The 14,603-nt window shown below is 38.9% G+C and carries 28 protein-coding genes and 1 tRNA gene; 13 read left to right on the forward strand and 16 right to left on the reverse strand.

The genetic code is table 11. The features are described 5' to 3' along the window. Positions 1-78 precede the first annotated feature (78 nt). The gene (locus PTE_RS14545) at positions 79-597 is read right to left on the reverse strand and encodes a hypothetical protein (protein WP_036847821.1); all 519 of its coding nucleotides are present in this window, start codon (positions 595-597) and stop codon (positions 79-81) included. Positions 598-755: 158 nt separating this feature from the next. Here PTE_RS14545 and PTE_RS14550 point away from each other — a divergent pair, with 158 nt between their 5' ends. Next, entirely contained in the window at positions 756-989 is a 234-nt protein-coding gene (locus PTE_RS14550; protein WP_036847822.1) for a hypothetical protein, read from the forward strand. Here PTE_RS14550 and PTE_RS23870 read toward each other — a convergent pair. From PTE_RS23870 to PTE_RS14625, 15 genes are all read right to left on the reverse strand, one after another. Beyond that, positions 955-1,284 (reverse strand): hypothetical protein, encoded by a 330-nt coding sequence (locus tag PTE_RS23870; protein WP_070974705.1) that lies wholly within the window; start codon positions 1,282-1,284, stop codon positions 955-957. The two genes, PTE_RS14550 and PTE_RS23870, sit on opposite strands and share 35 nt — an antisense overlap. A 59-nt stretch (positions 1,285-1,343) precedes the next feature. Further along, positions 1,344-1,419 (reverse strand) — tRNA-Phe (locus PTE_RS14560). Positions 1,420-1,527: 108 nt separating this feature from the next. Then, positions 1,528-1,926 (reverse strand): antiterminator Q family protein, encoded by a 399-nt coding sequence (locus PTE_RS14565; protein WP_036847827.1) that lies wholly within the window; start codon positions 1,924-1,926, stop codon positions 1,528-1,530. Between the two features lie 187 nt (positions 1,927-2,113). Continuing rightward, complete coding sequence (locus PTE_RS14575) at positions 2,114-2,713, reverse strand: recombination protein NinG (RefSeq protein WP_036847832.1); 600 nt, start codon at positions 2,711-2,713, stop codon at positions 2,114-2,116. After that, on the reverse strand, positions 2,673-2,876 hold the full coding sequence (locus PTE_RS23875; protein WP_071992987.1) for a NinE family protein: 204 nt from the start codon (positions 2,874-2,876) through the stop codon (positions 2,673-2,675). The genes PTE_RS14575 and PTE_RS23875 overlap by 41 nt, the downstream gene beginning before the upstream one ends. Next, the gene (locus PTE_RS14580; protein ID WP_036847834.1) at positions 2,836-3,057 is read right to left on the reverse strand and encodes a hypothetical protein; all 222 of its coding nucleotides are present in this window, start codon (positions 3,055-3,057) and stop codon (positions 2,836-2,838) included. The genes PTE_RS23875 and PTE_RS14580 overlap by 41 nt, the downstream gene beginning before the upstream one ends. After that, on the reverse strand, positions 3,054-3,497 hold the full coding sequence (locus PTE_RS14585) for a YbcN family protein (RefSeq protein WP_036847836.1): 444 nt from the start codon (positions 3,495-3,497) through the stop codon (positions 3,054-3,056). The genes PTE_RS14580 and PTE_RS14585 overlap by 4 nt, the downstream gene beginning before the upstream one ends. Beyond that, a complete protein-coding gene (locus tag PTE_RS27305) occupies positions 3,487-3,696 on the reverse strand; it encodes a Lar family restriction alleviation protein (protein WP_036847839.1) in 210 nt (69 codons plus the stop codon). The genes PTE_RS14585 and PTE_RS27305 overlap by 11 nt, the downstream gene beginning before the upstream one ends. Next, on the reverse strand, positions 3,693-3,926 hold the full coding sequence (locus tag PTE_RS14595) for a DUF551 domain-containing protein (protein ID WP_036847842.1): 234 nt from the start codon (positions 3,924-3,926) through the stop codon (positions 3,693-3,695). The genes PTE_RS27305 and PTE_RS14595 overlap by 4 nt, the downstream gene beginning before the upstream one ends. A 12-nt stretch (positions 3,927-3,938) precedes the next feature. Beyond that, positions 3,939-4,892, reverse strand: coding sequence for a toprim domain-containing protein (locus tag PTE_RS14600; RefSeq protein ID WP_036847845.1), 954 nt, complete (start codon positions 4,890-4,892; stop codon positions 3,939-3,941). After that, positions 4,855-6,393, reverse strand: coding sequence for a DEAD/DEAH box helicase (locus PTE_RS14605; RefSeq protein ID WP_036847848.1), 1,539 nt, complete (start codon positions 6,391-6,393; stop codon positions 4,855-4,857). Before PTE_RS14605 ends, PTE_RS14600 begins: the two co-directional genes overlap by 38 nt. 2 nt (positions 6,394-6,395) lie before the next feature. After that, a complete protein-coding gene (locus PTE_RS14610; protein ID WP_036848412.1) occupies positions 6,396-6,833 on the reverse strand; it encodes a replication/maintenance protein RepL in 438 nt (145 codons plus the stop codon). Between the two features lie 272 nt (positions 6,834-7,105). Then, positions 7,106-7,432, reverse strand: a complete 327-nt coding sequence (locus PTE_RS14615; RefSeq protein WP_110742921.1) for a hypothetical protein — start codon at positions 7,430-7,432, stop codon at positions 7,106-7,108. Between the two features lie 17 nt (positions 7,433-7,449). Continuing rightward, positions 7,450-7,764, reverse strand: a complete 315-nt coding sequence (locus tag PTE_RS14620; RefSeq protein ID WP_036847850.1) for a CII family transcriptional regulator — start codon at positions 7,762-7,764, stop codon at positions 7,450-7,452. 140 nt (positions 7,765-7,904) lie between these two features. Continuing rightward, positions 7,905-8,114 carry a helix-turn-helix transcriptional regulator gene (locus PTE_RS14625; protein ID WP_036847853.1) on the reverse strand — a complete coding sequence of 70 codons (210 nt, stop codon included), beginning with the start codon at positions 8,112-8,114 and terminating at the stop codon, positions 7,905-7,907. Between the two features lie 105 nt (positions 8,115-8,219). Between PTE_RS14625 and PTE_RS14630 the strand changes: the two genes are divergently transcribed. The 12 genes from PTE_RS14630 (at position 8,220) to PTE_RS14680 (ending at position 14,593) form a co-directional block, all read left to right on the forward strand. Then, positions 8,220-8,624 (forward strand): helix-turn-helix domain-containing protein, encoded by a 405-nt coding sequence (locus tag PTE_RS14630; protein WP_036847856.1) that lies wholly within the window; start codon positions 8,220-8,222, stop codon positions 8,622-8,624. A gap of 197 nt (positions 8,625-8,821) precedes the next feature. Then, positions 8,822-9,829, forward strand: coding sequence for a hypothetical protein (locus PTE_RS25790; protein WP_051477413.1), 1,008 nt, complete (start codon positions 8,822-8,824; stop codon positions 9,827-9,829). A gap of 856 nt (positions 9,830-10,685) precedes the next feature. Further along, complete coding sequence (locus PTE_RS14645) at positions 10,686-10,967, forward strand: transcriptional antitermination N peptide (RefSeq protein ID WP_036847862.1); 282 nt, start codon at positions 10,686-10,688, stop codon at positions 10,965-10,967. A 4-nt stretch (positions 10,968-10,971) separates the two neighbouring features. Then, positions 10,972-11,163 carry a hypothetical protein gene (locus PTE_RS14650; protein WP_036847867.1) on the forward strand — a complete coding sequence of 64 codons (192 nt, stop codon included), beginning with the start codon at positions 10,972-10,974 and terminating at the stop codon, positions 11,161-11,163. Between the two features lie 53 nt (positions 11,164-11,216). Beyond that, positions 11,217-11,807 (forward strand): DUF5420 family protein, encoded by a 591-nt coding sequence (locus PTE_RS14655; protein ID WP_036847870.1) that lies wholly within the window; start codon positions 11,217-11,219, stop codon positions 11,805-11,807. Between the two features lie 186 nt (positions 11,808-11,993). Next, complete coding sequence (locus PTE_RS25795) at positions 11,994-12,164, forward strand: hypothetical protein (RefSeq protein ID WP_157890156.1); 171 nt, start codon at positions 11,994-11,996, stop codon at positions 12,162-12,164. A 42-nt stretch (positions 12,165-12,206) separates the two neighbouring features. Continuing rightward, the gene (locus tag PTE_RS14660) at positions 12,207-13,184 is read left to right on the forward strand and encodes a hypothetical protein (RefSeq protein ID WP_036847873.1); all 978 of its coding nucleotides are present in this window, start codon (positions 12,207-12,209) and stop codon (positions 13,182-13,184) included. A 14-nt stretch (positions 13,185-13,198) separates the two neighbouring features. Further along, on the forward strand, positions 13,199-13,387 hold the full coding sequence (locus PTE_RS14665; RefSeq protein WP_036847876.1) for a hypothetical protein: 189 nt from the start codon (positions 13,199-13,201) through the stop codon (positions 13,385-13,387). Between the two features lie 12 nt (positions 13,388-13,399). Further along, on the forward strand, positions 13,400-13,603 hold the full coding sequence (locus tag PTE_RS14670) for a hypothetical protein (protein ID WP_036847879.1): 204 nt from the start codon (positions 13,400-13,402) through the stop codon (positions 13,601-13,603). A 2-nt stretch (positions 13,604-13,605) separates the two neighbouring features. Next, positions 13,606-13,998 carry a hypothetical protein gene (locus PTE_RS14675; protein ID WP_036847882.1) on the forward strand — a complete coding sequence of 131 codons (393 nt, stop codon included), beginning with the start codon at positions 13,606-13,608 and terminating at the stop codon, positions 13,996-13,998. A gap of 40 nt (positions 13,999-14,038) precedes the next feature. Continuing rightward, complete coding sequence (locus PTE_RS26860; protein ID WP_274534098.1) at positions 14,039-14,164, forward strand: hypothetical protein; 126 nt, start codon at positions 14,039-14,041, stop codon at positions 14,162-14,164. 81 nt (positions 14,165-14,245) lie between these two features. Beyond that, positions 14,246-14,593: a hypothetical protein gene (locus PTE_RS14680; RefSeq protein ID WP_070974709.1), complete on the forward strand. Its 348-nt coding sequence runs from the start codon at positions 14,246-14,248 to the stop codon at positions 14,591-14,593. Positions 14,594-14,603: the final 10 nt, after the last annotated feature.

Genomic DNA, 14,603 nt, shown 5'->3' on the forward strand with positions numbered 1-14,603 from the left:
TTGTAGTTAATGGGAATTGCCGATATGGGAATTTACATATCGGCAAGATTTCAATAGATTATAAAAAAAAGAGGGCGGTTATTCTGGAGCGGTTTGCTTAATAAGATCCATGGTCATTAGCTTCAAAGTTTCAGCCGCCTCGCTGTAGACAGTTAATAAATTCCCCTGCGGAATACGACATGATGCTGTTTCAGAGCTACCAGTAAAAACAAACGTGACAACCCCAGATTGCCTGCTTATCGTTATTGGGGATGCAATCCATGTAGATTGAGGGTCTTTCGTTGTGATAACAGTTTTGATAACAAACGACAAACTAAAGTCATCAGATAGCTTGAGTTCATGCAAATGCTTTTCTTTGAATATGCCATTCTCGTTAATACCCAGAGTCACAATTTTCTCTTGCTGGCCTTTGTGATCCCTGAAAGTCCGATCGACTATTGCAAGAGACTGTTCATATTGTTCAATAAAATGACTAATACACCCCCTCAATATCTCTGCGTGGGTGAATCTTTTTTCATTGGCTTCCTCTGCGGTTTTTTGTAAGTCCTCATAGGTGATCATGGTTTTTATCTCGCTATATCCAAATAGAACACTCATGTTTATCACCTTTAGAGAAATTTTACTGTGACCAATGCAAAAAAGGCCACGCTATACGCAGCCTCCGTAATCAATTGAATTCGTTCCGTTATAGGAGTTACTGTATCTGCTATTATTAAATCTCGACAAGTAACCATAGCTAATAGAAAGAGGAACTAATGAGCAGAACAATTAATGAAGCTGTCCGCGAGCTGGAAATCAGCATCACAGCTACAGAACGGATCGTAATTGCAATGTTACAACTGCTTTCACCTGTACAAAAAGATGCCCTGAAAGATATTCTCTTTTCAGAATGTCAAATAGCTTCTGAAATAATTCCTGCGGATAACGAACAATTAATCAAAAGAGAAAAACAAATCACTGAGAAGATTCACACTCTTTTGCAACTCTGAGCATAAGTTCCTGACGTTTTTTCTCCTGTTCAATAAATCCCCCCCACTTGCCATTAGGGTGAGGGGTGTTTACTGCTTCCAAAAACGCTTCGCGATCACAATTTTCACTCTCATCTTTGCATTCGTCAGAAACGCTGCTATAGCGCTCCATTGCGGTAAACGCAGCGGCAACAGCTTCACCTACAAATACCGCGTCAAGATCACTCAGTCCATCAGGTACCATTTGCGCCAGAATAGTAATAAGTGCCAATCGGGCCTGTTTTTGGGATTCTGGAGATAGTTTGTCAAAGTTCATACCCGACCTCTCGACGGTAATAAAGAAAAAAGCCACGCATTGCGCAGCCTGGAATAATGTGGTGGAACCTCATGGAATCGAACCATGTCCTAGTGATTTTCAGTCACCCGCGCGAACCTTCTACGCTAAAGTTCCAGATATAAAAAAACCCCGTGAGTACGAGGCTTGGAATTCAATAAGCTGTGTGACATAGCTATCACTCTTATCACATTATATTGGTTTTTGTAATTACACAACCCTTATTTATGTAAACTGATAAATATTTTCTTTTTGAGTTACTTCATCTATTTCTAATTTAATCTCAGCTATTGCCAGACACCCTTCAATAAATCCCTCTGCCGATTGCAGTCGTTTGGCTACTTGATTATGAGAAATACCAAGCTTTGACCCCATTATTCTAAGCGGCATTCTTCTCACGTAATACATAACAATAAGCTGAAAATAATAAGTGTTATAATCTTTTAGCCTTCTCATTGCCGCGTCCACCGCGAGACCATCATCATCACAGCACTGTGGCCGCGACTTAACTTTGTTTTGAATTAATCCTTTGAACCCAGCTGCAATATGCGACCAATCAACGTCACTGTTATCATTTGCCGCCCATGCTCCCCAACGCTCTAAAACTAGTTGAATGTCACGCATTATTTACCCCCGGAGAACTGAATGATGTTTATCGAGTCTTGTTGAATACATTGACTTGATATTGCCTTTCTTTATTAACCATCTCTCAGACAGAACTTTCATTTTCCCGTTATTACGTTGAACTACGGCAAACTGTTGATTAGCGATCTTGCATCTGAACCTAGCCTCTTCTATTGCTGCTTCAATATCAGTGAAGATTGTCATTGCTTAAGCTCCTGAGCTTTGCACGATACTCATCACAAATACGTTCGTAATCTTCACGCCGCCATTTCATTAGCGGCCTTTGCGTCATTAAAGCATCAAACCTCTCTTGCCCAATTTTCTCAATCAATCTGGGTTTATAATTAATTATATTTCCTGATAAATGGTTATTACATGCAGAGCATTGTTTATGAGTATTGTCTTCATCAAATCTCAATTCTGGATGAGCCTTAGTTGTTCGATAATGCCCTGCTTGATATTGTCCCTTATGAGATCGCCCGCAACTAATGCACGGAAGGTCTTTATCTCTTTCTCTGATATATGCATTAAATGCTTGCTGTGCCTGATTCCTGAAATATGAGATGGGCTTGACTGCTAATTTACGGGCTTTGAGTTTATCTTTCTGTTCTGTTAGTTCTTGCTGACGTTTCTTTTTAAGTTCCCATTCTGCTAATTCCTGTTTCTTTTTTCGGTCTTTCCTGCCTTTAGCTGCTGCACATTCAATTGAACATGTATTTTGAAATTGCCGAACGGGTTGATATTCTTTATGACACTCCTTGCACTTTCTTATTCGAAGTTTTTTCATTTCTATTTCTCCTCCGATCCCACTTCGCACGCAATAGCTCATAAACGTAATCAAACGTTTTAACTTCTGACTCTGTGGGAACTGGCTTTGATTTTTTATTAGACGGGACTTTATAGATTAGATTATTGATGACTCGTTGAGTCTGTGATGTTTGTTGACTCATTTAATTTCACCATATCTTTCTTTATTTTCCTGATAGCATTCAGTGCCCTTTTACCCTGCCTGAGTTGCCATAGCGCATAAATACAAAGTACTCTCGCAGCACACGCGAGCCACACAAGACCAAAAACAAATGTTGCTACGATGCCAGCAAAAGCATAGAAATAGAGTATCCAGTCATTCATTTATCTTGCTCCTGTTTTAATTTCATATATTGTGAATTATTTGGAATAGTCACTAAACACCCAATATCTAATGCCCATTTTTCAACTTGCGTCATGAAATAGAACATTTCACCCGTATCTAATTTAGATGTCTTTCTAAGTGTTCTTACCCGTTCCGGTGACTGAGTATTTAGATCAATAATATCTATTGCTTCATAACCCAAAAACGTATGCTTCAATGCCTCTTTAACTTCCTCCGGCGTTAACTTGGAATTGTGTAAATTCAAATAACGACTTATCTCACCGCACCACATATGAAATGTACTATTTTGTGGAATAGAACGAATATCTTTCCACGGCTTAATAATAATTCGATGCGGCTGTTTCGTTTGAAGTGTTTCTTTCAATATTTCCCATGCTTGGGATTTATTTGATTCGTGAAAACAAAAATCAGCTTCCATTTTTATTTACCCTCTGATTCCAGGCTTGAATAGCGTCATGTTCAGTATTTCGGGTTATTTTGATAATATCACGGCTATTACAGTGATGTTGAATCGTTACGCTGTATATATTCCAGCGCTGACCTGTCCACATTTGATTTGGAATAATGATTGTTTCATATCCAGCGCAAAATGGGCACGGCTTAAGTTTCTCTGTCATGTTTTCATCGGAGGGTTTGGGAGCGGTTGCCAGTGGGTTATCATTGAGTAATCATCATCAAGCAACCAATCACCTTGTCCGAAATCTTGACAAATAGACCATAGCCAGCCTTCTGAGTCCCATGTTCTAACGTAGCAGTTCCAAATGAATTCACCTTCGCTATTAAACCATCCAGCAAATACGGGCGTATCTAATTCCGGTAACTGCTCACTGCATTTAATCCAGTTCATATTAAAAATCCTTCATCTCTGTAACTGCTCTTGAAATACTTTAGCGCCATTGATCAGCATATCGTTAAAATCTCCGGTTTCGGGCCATCTGATACTCACTAACTCGACATCGTTGTTACTCAGAATATTTTTATTGCCACACTCAAACGCTGCCGCTAGTCCGGTTCCGTTACTATCTCTGTCAGCAAATATGATCAGATGCTTAACCCCTTTCGGCGCTCTGAACTTCCGTAAAAATCCTGCATTCAGTGTTGACCATGTGTTACATCCGTATATCTGCTTACATGACAGAGCTGTCTCTATCCCCTCAGCAATCCCTAATGTGGAAGAAACTGGAAACATGCGAATAGCAATGGAATTAGCAAAGTTCAGATAATTTTCTTCCTGCAATTTCAGCATCCGCTTATTGCCGTCGAACTCCGCTTTTTTCTCTCCATCAAGCACAGTTCTATGGAGATAACAGCCCGCCCCTTTATCGTCAGTCGCTATTGACCAGATCGCCTGTTTGGCTCCGAATGGTGTATTTTCGTCAGTGTTAAAGCGAATATGACCGGACGGTAATTCGAATATGCCGCGATTGAATAAGTAATGCTGAGCGGGTGTATCTTTGAGTGGGAGTAATGTTGAGAACTTACTAATGACTTTTACGCGAGTGGCCTGGATTTCTGGAGGAGGGCGCTGTTTATCTTGACCTCCTTTGTAGCTGTTTCCTATCAGTGAATCAATTTCTCTCGCTAGCGTCTTGAAATCTTTTCTTTGGGTTAATTCTAGTAACTTCCACCCATCCCCTGCACCACAGCTGCATATCCACGATCCGGTACCGTCCTTGTCATCACATCGGTATTTTCCTTTTCGCTGGCATGCCGGGCACTCTCCTGAATAGTGCTTTTTGCCCGTAACAGGAGGCAAATCGTAGTATTCGAATATTTCAGGCCACCGCCCTTTCACTGCTTCCACTGTCCGCATTTTTCTTCTCCTGCATCTTGGCCCATGCAATTTGTTTAGAACGAATGAAGTTGTAAACTTCCGGTGAGATTTCAACTAAGTGATCGCTTAAGTCTCTGGGCCATACGCCAAATTTTTTCTTGAACGTATGGGCACACCAGCCATCAGAAATAGGCTTTCCCTGATTAGCACGTTCACGCTGATAATATTTAATCTGTGACCACCAGCTTTGCTTCTCTTCTTTCGAGTAAATCTTGTCGCCCTTGCCCAATTTTTTCAGCCCACGAGATTCATCAACGTCAACGTTCTCGCCCATCAGTGGTTTAAACCCACACTTAGGGCAAACATAGATACCGGCTGGTTTCATGTAGTGACAGCTAGGGCACTCCTTCGGTAACTTTGCTTTCTTCTCACACTCGCTGTAACCAGACTGGGTTTTCATGCCATCGTTTTTGGAAGGTAATTTGTCGTATTCGATTTCATCCGGGAAACCAAGCAAGTGAACGCTGCCGCTGTGATCAAAAATAAGGCATTTGTCTTTGCCCTTCGCAGTTCTCAACCCACGCCCCAGACACTGAACCCATCTAATCTCTGATTTAGTCGGGCGAGCGTAAATGATGCACCGCACATCACTATCAAACCCAGCAACAAGCACACCAACGTTAACAATGATTTTTGTTGCCCCGTTCTCAAATCGATTAATGATCAACTGCCGCTCGTCATGCGGGGTTTCAGCTGTCATCACTTCAGCGTTAATACCCGATTTGTTAAATTCCATCGTGACATAGTTAGCGTGCTTGACATTCACACAAAAGCAAATCGTTGGCCGGTCCTCGCCATTTTCAAGCCAGAACTTAACGATATTACCGACCAGCGTTGAATCACCCATGATCTGCGCTAATTGCTCCTCGTTATAGTCATTACCAAATGCAGCTAGACTGGTCGTTTTAACGCCGCTTAAGTCGGGATTATCTGGCGCGTAAAACTCATACGGGCTTAAGTCACCGATACCGATCAACTCTTTCATCGTCGTTGGCTTAATCAACTTCTCGTAATATTTACCCATCCACGCCGCGAACGGCGTTCCTGATAAACCGACAACTCTAATATCGCTATCTCTGATAATTTCAAGCAACTTGCGGCGCTTCATGTGCGCCTCATCGATGATCAACAAATCGATGTCATCTGGAAATTGCCGGCGTATCAGTGTGTCAGCCGAAGCAATTTGGATTAGCCGGTCGGGATCGTGTAACGGATGATTACGCCACACATAGCTGATCTGGTCAGCGGGTAGTCCGTATTCAACAAAACGGGTCGCGGTCTGATCCAGCAACACTGTGTATGGGGCAACGAACATCACTCTCATACCATGACTGACAAATCCGTCAGCAATAAACGCCGCTATCGCTGTTTTTCCAAAACCCACACTGGCGGATAGCAAAAACGTTCGGTGTTTTTTCCATTCAGTCCGCAACATGTTTAATGCCGTGACTTGTTTTAATTTCGGTTGTATATTTAACATGATTAAGTTCCTCTAAGTTTTCGGGCGGAGATCTCCCTCAAAGTTTTCCGCCCGGCCTCCTCAAGTTTTTTTCCGTTCATCGCCTGCGCTGCCGAGGCGAAATCAATAACTCCAGGTAATTTTTCAGCGTTCAATGTGTAATACGACGCTTTGGGTATATTCCAGCTTCGACCTCCCCATACAAATTCTGGGTTAATTGCGTAAATCCCCCTCTTGTGTTTTATCAAGTTTTGCTTTGTAAGTTCCTTAACAGCTCTCTCAACTGTCCTGATCGTTGTTTCGAATCTCTCTGCAAGTTCAGCTTGTGTTGTTACGACTCTTCCCAGTCGCCAATCAGCGACATCAACCAAATACCAAAAGATTTTTTGGCCCGATGGACTCAGTTCAGATAGCCTTTTTCCAAACTCAACAAGCCTAAATGTTCTAACAAAACCCCGCATAAAACCTCTTAACATATTGATTTTTAAAGTTAAAAAACCAACCCGACAAGCCTTGTCGGTATAACCCGACAGATCCTGTCGAAAATTTTCTCGTAACAAATTGATTTATAAAGAATTTTAAAAATCACTCTCCTTGTCCTTAGGTTAGGTACTCTGTGACTCGATCTGCCGTTGACCTTGACCTTAATTTTTCGGGTTTTAGCCTTGTGCAAACCTTGCCTTTCAACACTTACCAGCAACACAAGCCAGATTTTTATGTTGGCTTCGGAGTTTCAGGCGACTGCCTGATAGGGTTGGTTCTCTGGCATGTGCTTTGTTGAAAGTTCCTGCGGGGTTGTTACATACCCCTGGCTGAAAGCAGCATATTTCCTGACAAACTCCCTTAATCGGATATTTGCTGATCGTCTTGCCGTGTTATCTTTCCGATATGAAACCGGTTCTTCATCCCAAGACTCTTGATAAACCTCGGCATACCGCACCGTAATTTTTCCGCGAGTTGACGGATCGAGCTGCAACAGCATTTCTCGGATCCATTTTTCATCATCACGAAAGAAATTAGCCGGCATCAAGACATTGACGTGATAGTCGAAACTGTCCATAATCACCTCGTTCTTAGCTATTCCTGTGCCCCATCTGTTCCCGCAGTCGGGGCGCTTTCTCTTAAGTGAGATAGCATTTCTTGCAACGCTTTAGCTATCTGTGCTGTTTCTTCTCCGTGGATCACTACTTCACTGATCGGAGCGTCAAAACCGATTGCTGCCAGCAATTTTGCGGCTTTTGTAACAAAGCCCGTCTGCTCTGTTTGCCAGCGACTTATCTGTGATTGATGCACGCCGCAGGCATTCGCAACATGTTTCGGACCGGTAATGACAATTCCCTTTCGTATTCGTGACTCGATTTCTACAGTTTTGCGTTCCATTGCGCTATTCATCTGTTAAATTTCCTAAATAAAATAAAGTTAATAACCCTGTTTTAGGGTTACGCTCCCCACTTTGTCTTTGTGAGGAATGCGCTTTTCAGCGCTATCTGTTAAAGAGCAGCGAGCTATACCGGCTCGCGGGTTTGTTATCGTTATGCCGCTTTTGGCGGGAAGATGTCATCTAAACAATACTTCCCTCCCAAGGAATTGAGTATGTACACAATCTTGCGACATGAGTGTAAATCTGGAGTTCTAATTCCAGACTCATAATTACCGATACGTGATTGTGACCAGCCGAGCTTTGTTGCTAATTCAGCTTGAGTAATGCCGATCACTTTCCTTGCATCTGAGATCTTGTTCATAGTTACTCCCTGTATCTAAATCATCATCATTAAACACAATTTGTGATTCGTTGTAAACACAAATCGTGAAAGATAAAAAACACGTGCTGTGTTAAATAAGAGTCCATGAAAACAAATGAAAGCGTTGGCGCAAGAATTAAGCGTCTTAGAAACAAACAAAAAATGAGCCAAGCTGCACTTGCGGAGCGGTGTGGCTGGGCCTCTCAGTCAAGAATAGGAAACTATGAATCTGGCACTAGAAATGTCAGCGCTGATGATGCAGTCATTTTATCTAAAGCCCTTGATGTTTCTCCATCTGAATTAATGTTCGGCGAACAACAAGAATGCTGTGTAGATAGCCAACTTAAAAGTAAGGAGTTGAGCCGACGTCAAGAAATACTTCTTGAACTATTCGATGAACTACCAGACAGCGAAGCTGACGAACTTTTAAAAACTCTTGAAGAAAAAAAACGGTATTACAATCAATTACTAGAAGAACTATCACAGAAGAAAAGCAAAAAGAAAGCATAAAGAATTTTTTTAATAATCAAAATGTTCCCCGTTTATGGGGATGGATCGCATTCTGAGCATTACCACACAATAACTTGGTAATAGTGATTCAGTATGGTGCCCCACACGTTGGCGAATAAGTGATTTGAAAGGCAAGTGAATTAAAATAGCTCACTCCTTCGCTACTAGTCAAAAATTGATTTACTTAAGGTGGCGTTATGAAAGAAGAGAAAAATACCATCACTGAGCGTTCCAGAAAACCGAAAACCATTAAACTACGAGCATTTAAAATAAAAAATACTGACATTACTAGATCTCACAGTGAGGTTAAAGACTCGTTACTTACTAAGCTTAATAATACAGCTATGGTAAAAGATAGATGCATGCTTCTTAGTTCAGAAGATCCTAAAAAAGAACAAGACCTAATTTCATGTTATCAAACGTCAGAACAAGCCAATGCTGTTTTTTGTACCATGCTCAGAATTGCACCAAGTAGTGAGATAGAGCAAATCCCGGATAATTTGCTTGAGAAAAAAAATTTCACTATGGAGGAGCTCGAAGGTGCAGGCATTGAATCCACGGTCATTTGTAAGGATCATTACTATTTTGCTATAAGCAATGATTTTTTAGTCACAAATTTAGCTCTAAATAAAACAATACCCTCTCTACAGACCTATATTGGCTGGTTTATAAACAACGAGCTTGTTGAGTTCACGCCTATGATAGACGTCAACAACCAGACTAAGTTGAAAGATATAAAAGCAATCATTGTCCGAGATCCTGCCCCTCTACCAGCATCTAGTAACACAGCAATAAATAATAAAAATCAAACGACACAGATAGCTGAATCATCAACAAAAATAAAACTAACGGAAGCGGTCATGGCCTATTTGAGTAGTGTAATGTCAAACACGACCACTTTTGCGCAAATCCAAGATAGTCAATTAATATCGGCTGAGTTATTGATAAAATTCAAAAAACCCAGAAAAATGACACAAGAAGAATACGCCAATATACTTGGTGCTTACTTGAAGCCAGTTAGTGATCTTGATAACATTTCATTCAAAAGGGCTGATGGAAAAACAGAAGTAAAAGGAAAAGATCTTTTAAGAATAAAACCTGTTGACATAGAAGTAACAGAAACAGGTAAACTTGTTGAACAGCAGGTTTTTCAAGAGATGAGCAAGTTCCTTGTTGAGCTGAAAAATGAAACGGAAAGTAGTTAGTTTACTATTTATCATAGTAATAGTTGTAGGTTGTTCATCCTTAGTTGATGCACGACCCGATTCCTTTTTGATCTCAACATTGTATACCGTAGCCGGAATCATGTTTTCCATCGGTCTAGGATTGATAGTTACATTTAATATATCTGGTGTAAAAAATAAAAATTACATCCAGGATATAAGGTTAAGCTTAAGGAGTGTTAGAAACTCCTTTTTAGTGCATTTTGGTTTAGCAACAACTTACCTTTTGCTAAACCAATATCTGCCTGATTCAAGCTATTCGTATGATATTAAAGGAATAACAATTTATTTTAGCTTTCCCATATTATTTTGCGGCCTGCTGATTTATTCAATTATTTTCTTTATTATCAATTTTTTGGAAGTTCAAAAATTGAACCACGATATCTTTGATAAGATAAATAGCGAACAATAACTAGCCCTCCCTTGAGGGCTTTTTTACTCCCTCCTCTCCCCCAATCACCCCCAAAGCCAATCTCTCTCCTGAAAAATTTTTTGAAATAAATTAATTTAAAAATCAAACACATGATATTTGCTCTACAAAATAAATCACATTTCGTGTTGACGATCAAAACACAATATGTGATTATCCATCACATCAAAGGCACACAAGATAGCGAACAGGCAGGGAAAGCCCATGAAGTATCTGCCGGTAGCGCACGAAGAACCGGATGATTCGCAAGTGCAAAGAAACAACGCAGTACCAGTAATAACAGTAAGCAGTAACTAACAGGAAGTTTCGCTCTTTAACAGACAGCACTGAAAAGTGCACATTTTCAACCAGTCGGTTTCTGACTGAGCTATCGAGATAGCTTAATCAGAAATCAACAGGAGAAAATTTATGAAATGTTATGCATATAACAACGCTGCTAAACGTCGTCGTGACAGTAGACAGGCATTGACTGAGGCATATAACCAAACAAACGGGATTAATCCTGATAAAGAAGTTAAGCCAGTCCGTCCGGTTCTGACAATTAAGCGCACTGCAATGAATCGAGTTGATAAAGCAGTTTCGGTAAAAACCACATCTGTTATTGATTCAATAAATAATTGTTTGATGCCTAATGTATTTATCTACTCAGTCGGCAAGAAAAGCAGCAAGAGTATCACAGCGAGGGGTTAATAAAATGACTATTGAAAATTTAGCTGAACACGAACTTAAAAGAATTACAGAAAGTATTGAAGCGTTATTGCGTGCAGAAAGAATTAATATTTTAGACAAAGAGAAATGTTTAAAAAGTTTAGCAGGATGTGTTGCGGGAATAAAGTGTATGAAAATATACGAAGACATTATCTATCCATTTCATTTGTCTCAGTAATAAATCCAGCTCATTTACGAGTGGGCTGTGGTGAGTTAATCATGGGAGGATATATGAGCGAAAGAGATTTTAAATACTATCGTCTAATTGGTGATATCGTTAAACAGATTGATGATGAATTTCAAATTATCAATGAGAAGCGAGCGGAAGTTCTTAAAACTGCAAAAGATAGCATCGGTGCAAAGGGGGCAACATTTCAACATGGGTATGGTGTAAATGGAACATTAATAGAAAGATTTGCTTTTCCAATAGAGAAAGAATTTGATTTTGCTGTAAAAATTATTGTGAAAAACGATGAATTAAAAGTAGTTCATGCAAAAAGCAATTCAAAGTCAGGGAAGGAATTTAATAAAAAGATTGCTGATTTAACCGAAGAAACAAACAGGAAGTTAAAGAAACTGCCTACTTACAAAGATTTTCTTATTGAGAAATTCAATATTTGTTGCACAACATTAGGAACTCAAAAACCAAATCAACGTGGCATTCCAGTGATTTCAACATCAGTGGGAAAGGCATCAAAAGATAATAGCATTCTTTTATTCGCTATTCCCAGTGTAGAGAGAGAGGATTGGGATACAATACCGAAAGTTCCTGAATGTTTTGAAGAGATAACTTACGGTACTTTTTATGATTTAAGCGAATGATTAATTTCGCCACACGGGGAATAACAATAGGGAATTATCGGCAGGGAAGCTATTTATTAAAAATGAGGGTTAATCATGAACGCAATCACCATTAATCAAGTTAAAGCAATATACGCAAAATTCGGAGCTAGAATTTCATAACGTGATTTTATCGAAGTTTGCGAGCAGTGCAATGAACAACATAATGTGCAGTACAATGATATTTGGGGTAAGCCAACTAAGCCCAGAACCGCTGAAGAATATGCTACAAGATGGGCTATAGAAAAAGCTAACGAGCAAAGTGCAGATGAAATGGCGATGAATAAATTTTACTCTGACGCCTTCGGTGATGAGTTAATTTATAGTATCGAAAACTAAATCATTGAGATAGCGAAATGATTACGACTAGAGGATAAGAAGATGGAAGATAAAAAAGTATTACAAATAAACATCATTAAAACAAATGTCGGTAAGTGCTTTATTACCGACTGCAACGAGATCAATGGTTATAATTTTAATTACCATAAAACACAAATAGACAAGCTTTTATTTGATGGTCATAAACCCAAAGAAACATTTGCGAGATGTTGGTTTGAAATACCAATATATCCAAAAAAAGTAGAAATATTAATTACTGGCGAAAGAAAAAATAAACGATTTAAATTAAAAGATGATGAACTTCAAAGTTCAAAATTTCCATTGGAAATACCTCTCAATGAGAGGAATGAATTTGATGAAGATATGTTGACTTCTCTTTATTTTCTGGCGTATGACATCGCTCCAGATTATTTAAAACAAATTAATGTTTATTTTAATTTAATATGCGAAGTTGATAACTTTAAAGATGCACCCGAATTTAACTATCCAGCGGTTAGGAAATACGACTTCTCAGAACAGCAATACAGCGTAACAAATCAAAATATAAAGCATTCTCTAATAGATTGCATTGTCGTTCCAGCTCCATTGCGAGCTAATAGTCCGTGTGAAATATCATCAAAAGAGATGTATGATCTTGTTCGGCAGCACGTTAGAGATAATATAAATCCAAAACTTGCAAGAATAAGTAGCGACTTTGGTTTTTGTTTTGAGGTTAAAAAAATAATACCCATACTCGAGCCTCATATATATTCTTATCATGATGTTTTTGCTAGAACTAAAAAGCAAAGAGAAAAGCTACATTTCAAGACAGCAAAATCTAAAGAAATATCCATTTACCAAATGACTCACGCACAAGAGAACTATAAGGGATATACAGCCATCAAGGGGTTTTCTGCAAGTAACGAGTGGGAATTAAAAGAAATGATCGATAATTTCTTATCAGAGTTGATGAACACTATTCACACACCGATTGAACAATGTTCTCATTGCAATGGAACTGGATATCTACAAAACAAATAACAGGAGTACACTTCATGACAATAGCAGAACTAATTGAACTGTTAAAAATGCGTTGTGGTAATGAATGGATGAACTGTAAATTAGACATCCCCGACGAATTTAACGGGGGGTGGCTAACAGTTGAACCTGAAAATGTTGTTATCGAATCTGATGAATTTATTCAATTAAATTGCTGGATGAGCTATCCAGATGAACTGAACTAAAGGAAACATTGTATGAAAGTTGATATCACATTAAAACAAGAAGAATTTGATGAGATTATAAATTCTTTAGTATGTAATGAAGATTGTTATTTTAATATGTGTCGGGACGCTCACAGTAATGATATAAACGCGCTCAGAAATTGGTTCGAAATGTTTTTTGAAGATCACGTACATGATTCAGCAGTACGAATTGATATAAATATTAAGAGAGATTGAATATGGCCGCACACGTACACGCTGAAAAAATGTTGCAATATGCTCAAGATGCGTTGAAAACTGATAAGCCGTGGAAGCTGTGGGAAATAGGTGACGGCGCTGACGGGTGGGATGACTTAGATGATCATCCCTGGTGGATCAAAGATTCTAAATATCGTCGCAAGCCAGAAATGATCACTATCGGCAAAGTCAGCTTTCCAAAGCCTGTTGATTATGAACTAAAAGCGGGGCAAGAGTATTGGTATGTTAATTCTTTGTTGGGTGTTTGCTATAATGCCTGGCGTGGAAGTTACGATGACAATTCTTTATTGAAAAATGGTCTCGTTCATCTAACAGAAGAAGCAGCTAAACAATATCATAAAGCATTAATTAAAATTAATAAGGGTGAGTTTTAATAACATGGAGTAAAAGCCAGCGGACGGCTCAGGGTATATCATGAAAATCAACAAACAACTTTTTGAGTTAGCTCAATGTGAAGCTTATATTGCTCGTCACTTAATGAGCGAAATAAACTGGTTTATAGCAATGCAATATTTGAGATTAAGCTATGAATATGATTAAAGAATGGCTCTTTGCTATGTTATATCCATCTTGTTTAATTTTATTCGCAACAATCATTTTAATTTTTCTGAGATAAACAATATGAAAACCCGCGGACAAATAGCTGATGAGAGATTATTAGCTTATGAAAAAATATTATACAACAATCCTTTAGAAGAGGAGATTATTGAATATAAAATTGAATGCAAAAGAAATGAATTAACTTTAACTTCGCTCAAAAGGGTTATCATAGACGCACGGATTTGCGGAATGATATTAAGCAATGATGATTTAAACGGATTAGCTGACTCTGATTTTATGGATGAATATTTATATGACACTCAAACGGAAATATTGAAAAGGATTTCAATGATTGAGCGTTATATTGAATTGAGTCAAGCTCAAGACCCAACTGAACTTGAATTATTAGATGCCAGCGGATGGCTTTAATTGGGGGTAA

It is taken from the genome of Photorhabdus khanii NC19 (assembly GCF_000517265.1).
GTDB classification, from domain to species: Bacteria; Pseudomonadota; Gammaproteobacteria; order Enterobacterales; family Enterobacteriaceae; genus Photorhabdus; species Photorhabdus khanii.